The sequence below is a fragment of the Collinsella sp. CLA-ER-H7 genome (assembly GCF_040092345.1).
Lineage (GTDB): Bacteria > Actinomycetota > Coriobacteriia > Coriobacteriales > Coriobacteriaceae > Collinsella.
This window is the reverse complement of record NZ_JBBNLT010000015.1, coordinates 37,343-49,661: the sequence shown is the minus strand read 5'-3', so window position 1 is coordinate 49,661 and position 12,319 is coordinate 37,343. Positions and strand designations below refer to the sequence as shown.

The following is a 12,319-nucleotide window of genomic DNA, read 5'->3' as shown; positions in this document are numbered from 1 at the left end:
GTCGGTAAGACACGCCGAGGTCGCCGCGGACGGGCTGATATAGGGAGAGGGCCTGACCCCATATCGTTGGGGCCAGGCCCGATTTTGCCTCTTGACAATGTCCTGCTCATATTAAAAGGAACGTCCCCAGCTGCCGGATTAAGCGAGACTCTCCAGCACGCGACGGAGCTCCTGCTGGACGGCGTGGTCGCGATTACAACCCACCACGCGATCGGCCACCGCTTTGAGCGCGGGACGCGCGTTTTCCATCGCGCAGCCCGTGCCGACAAAGCGAATGATCTCGTAGTCGTTCATCGAGTCGCCAAACGCCATGACCTCGTCGCGTTCGACGCCATAGTGCTCCATGAGCTGCTCGATTCCCGAGGCTTTCGACACACCGGGCTGCATGGCATCGATCCATGCGTTTCCAGAAGGCGCAAAGGTAAAGAGCTGGCCAAGCTCGCGCTGCAGTACGTAGGCACTGTCCATAACGGCACAGTCATCGCAAAAGATACTCGCCTTGATGATATTTACGCTGGGATCGGGCAGCTCCCAAATGCGCTCGGCATTGGGAAGGTCCTTATCGACCTCACGCACGAACTTGCACTCGTCATCGAGCAGGAAGGACTTGGTTCGGTCAAAGAGCGCAAGATGCAGATTGGGAAACGTCCTGACGGCTTGGGCGAGCCTTCGAATCGCCAGGTGGGAATACACCTCACGGTCTACCATCTTACCGTCGGCGTAGACTTGGGCGCCGTTAGCGGCGACAAAGTCCATCTTGTCGCGAACGGGCGCAAAGAACTCGCACAGGCGATCGTAGCGACGACCTGACGATGCAGCGAAATGCACGCCATGCTCGTGTAGCGCCAGAATCAGTTCGTAGGTCTCGGGAGGCACCTGGCCGTTTTCGTCAAGCAGTGTGCCGTCCATATCGGATGCAATCAGTTTAAACATAGAAAAGCTCCCTTCGGGCTTGATGGAATCGGACGTATATCCAAAATCACCGTACCCAAAGGGAGCTCAAATAAGACTCCGCGGGCGCAAACGTTACAAGGACCTAGCAAATAGCTCACGCGCGCCAGAGGCCCCACGGTCGCGACGTCAGGCAGCCCGCCAAAGAGTGTCCCCGATGACTAGTCGGCGTAGGTGAAGGTCGTGACGTCGAACATGCCCTCGGGGCGGATGCGGAGCGTCGGGATGACCGGCAGGGGCAGGAAGATGATGCCCATGATGGGGTCGAGCGGTGGCTCAATACCCATGGCGCGCGCCTTGACCATAAAGTCGTCGTGCTGCGCGGCAACGTCCTCGGCCGTGCCCTCGCTCATAAGGCCACCGAGCGCCAGCGGAATGCGCGCCACGACCTCGCCGTTGCGCACCAGCACGTGGCCGCCCTGGCCCACGGCCTCAACGGCAGCCATCATATCCGCCGCATTGTCGCCCACCACGCACACGTTGTGCGAGTCGTGGCCGATCGTGGAGGCAATGGCACCACCGGTGATGGTGAAACCGCGCACCCAGCCGCGACCGATATGCTTGCCGACCAGGCCCAGGCCAGCGGGGCCGTCGCCATCGGCGCCCTCGGCCTGCAGCGACACGCCGCGGCCATGGCGCTCAATCAGCATAATGCGACGCAAGTCCTCGTCAGTCTCGGGACGGACCATGCCCGTGATAGCCATGCCCGGGATCACATCAATAACCGCCTCGCCCGGCTTAAAGGCATAATCGAACACGTCAAGCGAAAGCTTCGGCAGCTTAACGGAAGCACGCAGCTCATCGGCAAGGGCCGCAACCTCGGCCATCTCGGGTGCAATCTCGCCCACAAAGGTGCCGTCCTGCGCCACGAGCGCGCCATCGGCATATACGCGATGCGGAGCCTTGGCAAACGTCAAGTCATCGAGCAACAGCAGGTCGGCGCGCTTGCCCGGGGCGATTGCGCCGCGGAGCTCGTGCGGGTCGCGGCAGCCGTGGTCCAGGCCAAACGCCTCGGCCGTGGACAGGGACGCCATAGAGATGGCAACCACGGGGTCAATACCGGCCTCGATAGCCACGCGGCAGGCATTGTCAATCATACCGGTCGAAAGCGCATCGGAGGGAGCACGGTCGTCGGTCGCAAAGCAGCAGCGGCGGGCACGGGCAGGATTCTCCAGCAGCATAGGAGACAGGTTGGCCAGGTCATGGCTGCACGTGCCCTCACGCAGCATCACGTACATGCCGCGAGACAGCTTGTCGAGCGCCTCCTCGGGAATCGTCGACTCGTGGTCGGCGATAATACCTGCTGCGGCATAGGCGTTGAGGTCCTTACCGGCAACGAGCGGCGCGTGGCCGTCAACCTGCTTGGACGGCGTCTGGTTGGCAGCATCGATGCGAGCACAGGTCTCGGGGTCGGCCATAAAGACGCCCGGCAGGTTCATCATCTCGCCCAGACCAAAGACATCGCCCGGATGCTCGGCAAAAAACGCCTGCATATCGGCAGCCGAAATAACGGCACCGGCCTGCTCGTCGGGCAGCGCGGGCACACACGAAGGCATCATGTACTTGATGGAGATGGGTGCGCGGCGGCCGTCCTCGATCATAAAGCGCAAGCCGTCGAGACCGGCAACATTGGCAATCTCGTGGCTGTCGGCAATGGCGGTGGTAGTACCGCGCGTCGCGGCCATGCGAGCATACTCGGCGGGACGGATGTTCGAAGACTCGATATGCAGATGCCCGTCAATAAAACCGGGAGCGAGATAGCGACCCTGGCAGTCGATAACCTCGGCAGCCTCGTAGGTGCCAGCGACATCGTCGCGACCATCGTAGAGCACGCCGACGATCACACCGTCCTTGACGGCAACGCTGCCGGGCGCCACACGCTGGCCATACACGTCGACGATCTGCGCATTGGTAAACAGCGTGTCGACGGGCACGCGGCCCTCGGCGGCCTCGATCACAGACCTCATGACCTCAACGGACATACATACTCCTTTAACCGTAGAAAAAAGCTGCGGAGCGGACAGACCTTCACCGCAGCAAGCCAATAGCCATTGTATGCCCAAACGATGGGTCAACAATACGCCTCTCCGCTTAACGGCACACGCCGCTTGGCGCAATGGGGGCAGGTTACTTTGCACCAATGACAAGGAGTGTCCCAAAGTGCCGGCACAAAAGGAACGTCCCCAAGTGCCAACCACGGAAGCGCCGATGTTTTGGCATCGCCAGCGAGCGGGTCGCATTTGAGACAAGGTGACGTGAAACGAAAGGGCGCTGACCTTCTGGTCGCGCCCTTGAAGTTGAACGTCAGATTGTCCAAATGCGGCCCGCGCAGCGTCGGCCGGTCCGCCGTTCGGTAGAACGGCGGAACTAAATCAACTTGAAGCCCTTGCGCTTACCCACAGAAAGGGTGTCGCCCAGCTTGAGGGCGCTGGGATCGATGTTGTAGCTCTTGGGAGCCACGGCCTTGCCGTTGATCTTGACGCCACCGCCGTCGATATCGCGACGAGCCTGGCCGGCGCTCGCCGAAAGGCCCAAGTCCTTGAGCAGGCCGGCGAGGTAGATCTGGCCCTCGTCGTTGACGGTCAGCTCGACATGCTTCTCGGGGAAGTCGGCAAGCTGGCCCTCCTTGAACACGCGGTCGAACTCGGCCTGAGCCTCGTCTCCGGCGCCGGCGCCGTGGTAGGTGTCGCACAGGTCGCGGCCCAGAGCGCGCTTGAGCTCGTAGGGGTCGGCAGAACCATCGGCCAGGGCGGCGTCGATCTTGTCGACCTCGGCCGGGGTGAGCGAGCTGGCCAGACGATAGTACTTGCCGATCATCTCGTCGGGGATGGACATGGTCTTGCCGAACATATCCTTGGGAGCGTCGGTCAGGCCGATGTAGTTGCCATAGGACTTGGACATCTTGCGCACGCCATCGGTGCCCTCGAGCAGCGGCATGGTGAGCGCGATCTGCGGCTCCATGCCCATCTTCTCCATGAGCTCACGGCCAGCGAGCAGGTTGAAGAGCTGATCGGTGCCGCCCATCTCGACGTCGGCCTTGATCTGCACGGAGTCGAAAGCCTGCATCACGGGATACAGGAACTCATGCAGGGCGATCGGCGTCTGAGACTGGTAGCGCTTGGTAAAGTCGTCGCGCTCGAGGATGCGGGCGACGGTGAACTTGGAGCACACCTGCAGCAGACCGGCCAGATCCATCGAAAGGATCCAGTCACCGTTGTGCACGATGGTGGTCTTCTCGGGATCCAGGATCTTCATGGCCTGGCTCACGTAGGTCTCGGCATTGGCCTCGATCTGCTCCTGCGAAAGCTGCGGACGGGTGGAATTCTTGCCCGAAGGGTCGCCAATCAACGCGGTACCGTTGCCGATGATGAGGGTGACGTTGTGGCCCAGGTCCTGGAACTGACGCATCTTGCGCAGCGGCACGGCGTGGCCCAGGTGCAGGTCGGGGCTGGTGGGGTCGACGCCGAGCTTGATGTTGAGGGGCTCGCCCTTCTCAAGCTTCTTGCGAAGGTCGGCCTCGGGAACGATCTGCGCGGCGCCCGAGGTGATGATACGCATTTGCTCGTCAACAGACAGCATTGGGTATCCTCCTTTTGCTATAGCACCCTCGCCGAAAACGGCGGTGCTGGAAGTCCATAAACTCTCTTATGATAACAAACTGACGCGACGCAGCACCTACGACAGGAAAATCCTCGTCCTGCCGCATGCGTCAATGGCAACTGGCAGACGTGTACCGTCACGCTCGACCAGATAGCGTACCTGCCGACGACGCAAGCAGTCGCGGCAACGAACCTGTCCCGTCGCATCGGTGGCGCAGACGCCCTCGGCGGTCAGCAGGCAGTGCTCGCACACCATAAGCTCGGGACGGTCGGCGTCGACCGGACCCAAGACGCCGGGTTCAGCGGCCAGTTCGGCAATACGCTCCGCATCATTGCCGAGCAACTCCGCCGGCAAGCACACCCGCCCCGCACCGAGTCCGCGCAGCCAGGTAAGCGTGGCCCGATTCGCGCAGAACACCGGCGCCGCCACGTCAAACGTCACGCCCAGCTCGCGAGCGATCACCACCTGTCCCAGGTTGCGGCAGACGACGCGCCCGGCACGCTGTATCAGTGAGCGGGTCCAGTCAGCGTCACCCGTGCGGCACACCTCGTCAAGCACCACAACGGCGTCGGACAAATCAAGTTCTCCGCGCGGGTCGGCATCCATCAGCTGCCAAGCAAAAACCATGCGAGTGGGAACCGCGCACTCCACCAACTCCGTGGACGCACCGCCATCCACCGCAACGTCCTCAAAGGGCAGCACCTCAACGGCACGCGCAACGGGCGCAATCGCATCCGCCTCGGCCCGCATGCGCTCCAACACCGCCGCCGTCTGATCCAACACGCCGGCGCTGCGAATCAGGTACACCTCGCAGCCCGTGTCAACCTTACGCTTGCAATGCACGACGACGCGCTCCCCCGCTGCGGCATCCACCGGACAGGGCACCTGCGGCCAGCGCTTGGGCACATCGGGACGCGCGTCGGCACCCGGATAAAACCGGATCTCGAGCGTGTCACCCGCCGCCACGGCGGCGTCGAGCTCAACGGTCACCTCTTCGTGGCCCACAGCGACCAAGCGCCCCACGCGCACGCCCTGGTTAATCGCACGCTCAAAGCTCATCAGCTCGGCACCCGAACGCCCTCGCAGGTACGCATCGGTAAACCCACGGTTAAACGACCTTCCCAGCTCGCGCTCAAGCTCTTCCACGGCACCGGGGTCCCACGCGCCGTCGTACAGCATATCGAGTGCCCGGCGCCACACCCGCACCACGTTGAATACGTAATCGGGGTTCTTCATGCGCCCCTCGATCTTGAGCGACGCCACGCCGGCATCTACAAGCTCGGGCAGATGTGCAATACCCAGATAGTCGCGCGGGCACAGCAGGCGATCTCCCTCGACGGCGACAACGCTCTGCCCCGCCTCGTCCACCAGGTCGTACGCCAGACGGCACGGCTGCGTGCAGTCGCCGCGCATCGCCGAGCGCCCACGCCGCAGGGCCGAGAACTCGCACGCCCCCGAATAGCCGATGCAAATCGCACCGTGGCAGAATACCTCGATGGGCACGCCCGTGGCACATAGCGCCGCAATCTCGTCGACCGTCAGCTCGCGTGCCGTCGTCACGCGCTCGACCCCCAGCTCATCGGCGGCAAGTCGCACGGCGCCTTCGCTATGAACGCCCGCCTGCGTGGACAGGTGAATCTCGACCCCGGGAATCGCCGCGCGCAGCGCGCAGGCCAGCCCGGCATCGGCGACAATCAGAGCATCGGCGCCCAGCTCCAGTGCATGAGCTCCCAACACCACCGCGTCGGACAACTCATCGTCAAACACGAACACGTTGAGCGTCACGTACACACGCACGCCATGGGCATGCGCCACGGCGCAGCCGCGCGCAAACTCGTCGTCGGTAAAACCGTGCGCACTCACACGGGCGTTAAAGCCGCCCAACCCCGCATAGATGGCATCGGCGCCCGCGGCGATGGCCGCAAACATCTGGTCGAGCCCGCCCGCCGGCGCCAGCAGCTCGGGCAGCGCCGCACCGGCAGCATCCAATCCAGTCTTGTGTTGTCCGCTCGGCCCCATCGCCCGAATCGCCATCGGCAAACTCCTTACCAAGGTATGCATTCACTCTGAAAAATGCCGTCTTCCAGCATACACGAGGCCTCGCGCGCCCCGTTTGGTTTATCGTGTAATAACTTATGTCCATCCTGCCCCGACGGCACATCCGCCGTCCGGCACGACATACCTGGAGGTCAATATATGGGTCCTCGCCAACGACAGGGACGCAGCCGTTCAAAGACGCATGCCCTGCCCATAATCCTGCTCTCGTTTTTGGGCTTTTTGCTGATTGCGGGCGTGGCATTTGGCATCGGCATGGTCGGCAACGTCAACCGCTGGCTGTCCGATCTGCCCGACTACACCGACGCCAACGCGTATCTGGTGAGCGAGCCCACCGAGATCGTCGACTGCAACGGCAACAAGATCGCGAGCTTCTACACGCAAAACCGCAAGTCCATCACCAAGGACAAGGTCTCCCCCTACGTGCTACAGGGCACCGTTGACGTCGAGGACGAGCGCTTCTACGAGCACGGCGGTATCGACCTGTGGGGTATCGCGCGTGCTGCGGTGGCAACCCTCGGCGGCGGGCACGAAGGCGCCTCGACTATCACCCAGCAGCTGGTGCGCAACACTATCCTGCAGGAGGAGCAGTTCGACTCGACCATCGAGCGTAAGGTGCGAGAGGCCTACATCGCCGTAAAGATGGAGGACATGTACTCCAAAGACGAGATCCTCATGATGTACCTCAACACCATCTATTACGGTCACGGCGCCTACGGTATTGAGGCCGCCGCCGAGACCTACCTGTCCAAGAGCGCCGCAGACCTCACCCTGAGCGAGGCCGCGCTGTTGATCGGCCTTCCCAACTCGCCCTCGCAGTACGACCCCACGGTCAACCCCGACCTGGCGCTGTCCCGTCGCAACAAGGTCCTCGACAACATGCTGCGCCTGGGCCACATTACGCAGGAGGAGCACGATGCCGCACAGGCCGAGCCCATCACCCTCAACGTGACCGAAATCTCGGGCAGCGGCGTTGACGTATACTCGCAGCCCTACTTTGTCGCCTATGTTAAGCAGCTGCTGGAGCAGGAGTTCTCGACCGACGTGCTCTTTAAGGGCGGCCTGACCGTCAAGACCACCATCGACCCCACGATGCAGCAGGTGGCAGAGAATGCCGTTCGCGAGCAGCTCGACACGCTCTCGCTCGACGGCCTGGACATGGGCATGGTCGTCGTCGACCCCAAGACCGGCTACATCAAGTGCATGGTGGGCGGCTACGATTACAACGCCGACGAGAACCACGTAAACCATGCCACGGCCAAGCGTCCCGTCGGCTCCACCTTTAAGGCCTTTACGCTGGCAACTGCCATCCAAAACGGCATGAACCCCAACGTCACCCTCAACTGCAACTCGCCGCTCAAGGCCAAGGGCACCACGACCGAGGTCCAAAACTACGCCAACCATAGCTATGGCAACATCACGCTTAAGCAGGCGACGGCATACTCCTCCAACACCGGCTACATCCAGGTGGCGGAAGCCGTCGGCAACAGCAAGATCATCTCGCTCGTCAAAAAGCTCGGCATCGATCCCGCCAAGGACAACATCGAGGACGTTCCCGTCATGACCCTCGGCACCGGCTCGATCTCGCCGCTCGAGATGGCCGCCGCCTACGCGACGTTTGCCAACGGCGGCTACTATCGCCAGCCGATCGCCATCACCGAGATTGACTCTCGTACCGGTTCGGTGCTGTACCAGCACACCGACAATCCCTCACAGGTACTTACCGAGGGCGAGGCCGCCGCGGTCACCGATGTTCTGTCCGGCGTCATGAAGGGCGGCGGTACGGGTGCTGCCGGCGCCCTGAGCGTCAACCAGCCCTATGCCGGCAAGACGGGCACCACCGACAACACCACCAACCTGTGGTTCTGCGGCTATACCCCGCAGCTGGCGTGCGCCCTGTGGACCGGCTATTCCGCGGGCGAGATTCCCATCCAAAAATACGGCACAGACCTGCTGGGCGACAGCACCAACCTGCCTGTCTTTAAGCGGTTTATGAACACCGTTCTGACCGGTACCGAGCGCGAGGAGTTTGCGACCGGAACGGCGCCCACCTACAAGAACAACAGCGTCTGGAAGTTCTACGGCACCAACAACGCCAAGAAGACGGAAAACGACGACAAGGACAAGGACGAGAACGAGGACGAAGACGAAACCACCACGACGACTACCACAACCACCACGACCACCGAGACCACGGGCGGCGACACCACCGGCGGCACCGGTACGACCGGTGGCTCGACGGGCGGCTCCACTGGTGGTTCGACCGGCGACGATGGCGGCACGCCTACGCCTACGCCTACGCCTACGCCTACACCCACTCCCGACCCCTCGCCCACGCCTGACGATACGGTTGGCTAGAAATTCATCCGGCCATTAGCAACAAGGCCCCCGAGCAGCTTATTAAAGTGCTCGGGGGCCTTTTAGTTTAAAGCGACCTGGTGGACGGCCTTTATACCGGCAAACAATATAGGGGGTACCGACCAACGTCGATACCCCCTTACAAGCCACCATGTCACGCACACAGTGCCGAGCGCACGACCCGCACGCCTACTTGCGAGAATTGCTCAGCTTATTGATCAGCGCCTCGAGACGCTCGCCGTCCTCGGCCGTCTGGGCAATAACCAAAATCGTATCGTTGCCGGCAAGCGAGCCAAGCACATCGGGCAACTCTGCCGCATCAACGGCGGCGGCGATGCCGGAAGCCGTACCAGGCTGAGCCTTGATCATAACCAGATTATCGGTGCGCAGAACGCCCGTTACGAGCTCGGAAACCATACGCTGCAGGTGCAGGTCCTCTGCCAGAACATAGATACCCTCGGGGAGCTTACGCAGCCCCATATCGGCAATATCGCGAGAGACAGTCGCCTGCGTGCAATCAAAGCCCATAGCGCGGAGCTCATCGACCAGCACGCGCTGCGTGCGGACGTCCTTATTGCGCACAATATCTCTAATGGCATCCTGGCGCCCATTGCGTTTTTTAGCCATACAAACCCTCTCTCCAAAAGATGGCGGAGACAATCAATCAGTGACTGAATAGTTTAACGCTATTTGAAGGCTTTTGTGTATAAGAACGCATTTCGAAACAATTCTATGCAAATTTGTTTCGAAATGAGCCGTTTAGGCGGTTTTTGCGCCCGTCCGGTTAAGAAAAGCTGCCAGATGCGTACACATCACGCAGCGCGCGGGCTTGGCGCTGGCAATCGGCCCAAACAACAGACCCAGTCCCCGATGGTTATCCTTGAGCGCGGCGACCATCTGACGGGTTCGAGGCGCCTCGAGCATATCACGCATGCGGGCGGAACGCTCGATTGACGACACTCCATGCGGGCTAAGACACAAATTCTCGATGCAGGCGACCAGTCCGGCAAAGTAGAACTTTTGGCTTGCCAGCTTGAGCCGACCACCGCTATCTGCTTCCGAGAGTGAGTCCGCAAGCTCGTCGAGCGCTCGAGTGTCATCGGATATCCTGGCATACATGGTGGGATCAAAGGCATCTGTAAGCTTAGGTGCCACCGCGTGGAAACAAGCGTCGCCGCAACCGGACACGAATCGTGTCTGCGAGAGCGCATAAGCCATAAACTCAACCGTACGGTACGCCTTGCCGCGCGACAGGCATGCCTCAAACAGCGGACGGCTATACATCACGCCAGAGGTCTGAGCGACTAGGCCGCCCAAAATCAACTGGGGCAGCCCAGTCACCATAGAAGACTCGTCTTCTATGGCAATAGAGGCAGCATCCAAGACGCGCGAATGGCGTTCTCGATGTGCATCATAGCGGTCGAGCGACACCGTGGGGAACACTATGTCTGCCGCAGTATCGCACGCGATATCGACCATCTTGGAAAGGGACTGCGGAGCAAGCCACTCATCGGCGTTCATAGCGATGATTTGAGAGCCACGCGAGGCAGCAAAACCGGCACGAAGACAAGCACCGCGCTTCGCGTCCTCGACGTCAATCAAATCAATATGGATGTCCCTGTCGGCAGCAACTTGAAGCGAATGGCGCACACCGGGCGCAGCATCGCGGCAGACAACAACAATCTGCAAATCGTAGAGGTCTTGGTTCTGGATACTCTCGAGCGCACGCATCGCATAGCTGGGCGAACCTTCTACCACAAGGATCACCGAAAGTCGCGGATGCGAGCCACGTCGAACCAAGTTATCCGTCCTCTCGACAGCAATGAATCAAACCGTGGTTCATGGTACACCCCGGCAATAAAAGCAATGAGACACCGGTTGTATTGCACGCCAAGAACAGATGTTGAACACGCGCAGCCCACAGATGACGGGTGTCGACGCACGACGCGTCGAGCCCTCCCCTAGTCGAGCACGACGAGCTCGGCGGGATCGTAATCCACGCCCATAAACGTAAGGCCGCAGGCAGGAGCCGTGGGGCCCGCAGCGGGACGGTCGCAAGCATCGATGACCTCACGCATCCACTCGGGTTCACGGCGATGCATGCCAATCTCGACAAGCGTGCCCACGATCGTACGGACCATCGAATGCAGGAACGCATTGCCCTCGATGGTAAACGTCAGGATGTCCTCGCCAAACGCAATCTCATGGCCAAACTCGGCACGCATCACGCAGCGATGCGTGGGCTTGCCAACGGCCGAGGCAACCTTGCAAAAGCTTTTAAAGTCCTGTTCGCCCAGCAGCGCGGGGCAGGCAGCAGACATAGCCTCAACATCCAAGGGATAGCGATGCCACCACACGGCACCGCGGGACAGCACGGGGCGCGCATCTCGATCGGCAATACGGTACGTATACGTACGGGAACGCGCGTCAAAACGTGCAGAAAAGCCTTTACGGGCCCTGTAGACCTCGTTTATGGCGATATCTTTGGGCAGCAGGGCATCCATGGCCCTCAGCCACCTACGGCGCGTCAGGACAAGCTCAGCGTCCGTTACGGGCACACTAATGTACTGCGCCACCGCATGCACGCCGGCATCGGTGCGCCCTGCGCACGTCAGGTCGATCGGACGGCGCAGGAGCGTCTCGATAGCGCGGCGCAGCTCGCCCGCAACCGTCGTCTGGCCAGGCTGCTCGGCAAAGCCGCTATAGGACGAGCCATCGTAGGCCACGCGGAAAACGAGCGTGGCGTCGAGCTCGGGAATCGAATTGAAATCAGACGGCGCGGTCATGGGCGCTCCCAACAAACAGGCAATGGCATTTCGACAAAAAAAGAGGGGTACGCGAACGTACCCCTCGAATATAGCCTATGCAGACGGATTGTCTACTCAGCGGTCTCCTCAGCAGGAGCCTCCTCGGCAGCCTCGACCTTCTTGGGAGCAGCGGCCTTCTTGGGGGCCGGAGCAGCCTTCTTGGCCTTAGGCGTGCAAGGCTCGGTGACGAGCTCCATGATAACGATGGGAGCATTGTCGCCCTTACGGTTACCGAGCTTCATGATGCGGGTGTAACCGCCGTTGCGGTCCTGCCACATACCCTGGGCAGCCTTGTCGAAGATCTCGGCAACGAGCTGCTTATCGCCGAGCTTGGCGATAGCCAGACGACGAGAGTGCAGGTCGCCCTTCTTGGCCCAAGTGATGATCGGATCGACGACCGAACGCAGCGCCTTAGCGCGGGTCTCGGTGGTCTTGATGCGGTCGTTCTCGAAGAGGGCCTTAGCAAGGCTCTTCTTCATGGCCTTGGTGTGGCTCGCATCGGTGCCGAGCTTCAGGCCCTTCTTAACGTTGTGACGCATGGTCTAGTT

At 61.3% G+C, this 12,319-nt stretch carries 9 protein-coding genes; 1 reads left to right on the top strand and 8 read right to left on the bottom strand.

What is annotated here, in order from left to right; translation table 11 throughout:
• Nucleotides 1–138: 138 nt before the first annotated feature.
• The 4 genes from AAAX75_RS08970 to AAAX75_RS08955 form a co-directional block, all read right to left on the bottom strand.
• Nucleotides 139–933, bottom strand: a complete 795-nt coding sequence (locus tag AAAX75_RS08970; RefSeq protein WP_195569051.1) for an HAD family hydrolase — start codon at nucleotides 931–933, stop codon at nucleotides 139–141.
• Between the two features lie 179 nt (nucleotides 934–1,112).
• A complete protein-coding gene (locus AAAX75_RS08965) occupies nucleotides 1,113–2,933 on the bottom strand; it encodes an adenine deaminase C-terminal domain-containing protein (protein ID WP_349091926.1) in 1,821 nt (606 codons plus the stop codon).
• 385 nt (nucleotides 2,934–3,318) lie between these two features.
• A complete protein-coding gene (gene tyrS, locus AAAX75_RS08960) occupies nucleotides 3,319–4,530 on the bottom strand; it encodes a tyrosine--tRNA ligase (protein WP_006235283.1) in 1,212 nt (403 codons plus the stop codon).
• Nucleotides 4,531–4,626: 96 nt separating this feature from the next.
• A complete protein-coding gene (locus tag AAAX75_RS08955; protein WP_349091925.1) occupies nucleotides 4,627–6,585 on the bottom strand; it encodes a U32 family peptidase in 1,959 nt (652 codons plus the stop codon).
• A gap of 162 nt (nucleotides 6,586–6,747) precedes the next feature.
• On the opposite strand from AAAX75_RS08955, the gene AAAX75_RS08950 reads away from it, so the two are divergent.
• Nucleotides 6,748–8,964, top strand: coding sequence for a PBP1A family penicillin-binding protein (locus AAAX75_RS08950; protein ID WP_349091924.1), 2,217 nt, complete (start codon nucleotides 6,748–6,750; stop codon nucleotides 8,962–8,964).
• Between the two features lie 189 nt (nucleotides 8,965–9,153).
• Here AAAX75_RS08950 and AAAX75_RS08945 read toward each other — a convergent pair whose 3' ends face one another.
• The 4 genes from AAAX75_RS08945 to rplQ form a co-directional block, all read right to left on the bottom strand.
• On the bottom strand, nucleotides 9,154–9,591 hold the full coding sequence (locus AAAX75_RS08945) for an ArgR family transcriptional regulator (protein WP_006235280.1): 438 nt from the start codon (nucleotides 9,589–9,591) through the stop codon (nucleotides 9,154–9,156).
• Nucleotides 9,592–9,723: 132 nt separating this feature from the next.
• Nucleotides 9,724–10,722 carry a glycosyltransferase gene (locus tag AAAX75_RS08940; protein WP_349091923.1) on the bottom strand — a complete coding sequence of 333 codons (999 nt, stop codon included), beginning with the start codon at nucleotides 10,720–10,722 and terminating at the stop codon, nucleotides 9,724–9,726.
• A gap of 203 nt (nucleotides 10,723–10,925) precedes the next feature.
• Nucleotides 10,926–11,750: a tRNA pseudouridine(38-40) synthase TruA gene (truA, locus tag AAAX75_RS08935; RefSeq protein ID WP_349091922.1), complete on the bottom strand. Its 825-nt coding sequence runs from the start codon at nucleotides 11,748–11,750 to the stop codon at nucleotides 10,926–10,928.
• A gap of 92 nt (nucleotides 11,751–11,842) precedes the next feature.
• Complete coding sequence (rplQ, locus tag AAAX75_RS08930) at nucleotides 11,843–12,310, bottom strand: 50S ribosomal protein L17 (protein WP_055287451.1); 468 nt, start codon at nucleotides 12,308–12,310, stop codon at nucleotides 11,843–11,845.
• Between the last annotated feature and the right edge of the window lie 9 nt (nucleotides 12,311–12,319).

Bases quoted from the DNA above. Each gene is read 5' to 3' on its own strand.
- AAAX75_RS08970 (WP_195569051.1), bottom strand. From the start codon at position 933: ATGTTTAAACTGATTGCATCCGATATGGACGGCACACTGCTTGACGAA.
- AAAX75_RS08965 (WP_349091926.1), bottom strand. From the start codon at position 2,933: ATGTCCGTTGAGGTCATGAGGTCTGTGATCGAGGCCGCCGAGGGCCGC.
- tyrS (WP_006235283.1), bottom strand. From the start codon at position 4,530: ATGCTGTCTGTTGACGAGCAAATGCGTATCATCACCTCGGGCGCCGCG.
- AAAX75_RS08955 (WP_349091925.1), bottom strand. From the start codon at position 6,585: ATGGCGATTCGGGCGATGGGGCCGAGCGGACAACACAAGACTGGATTG.
- AAAX75_RS08950 (WP_349091924.1), top strand. From the start codon at position 6,748: ATGGGTCCTCGCCAACGACAGGGACGCAGCCGTTCAAAGACGCATGCC.
- AAAX75_RS08945 (WP_006235280.1), bottom strand. From the start codon at position 9,591: ATGGCTAAAAAACGCAATGGGCGCCAGGATGCCATTAGAGATATTGTG.
- truA (WP_349091922.1), bottom strand. From the start codon at position 11,750: ATGACCGCGCCGTCTGATTTCAATTCGATTCCCGAGCTCGACGCCACG.
- rplQ (WP_055287451.1), bottom strand. From the start codon at position 12,310: ATGCGTCACAACGTTAAGAAGGGCCTGAAGCTCGGCACCGATGCGAGC.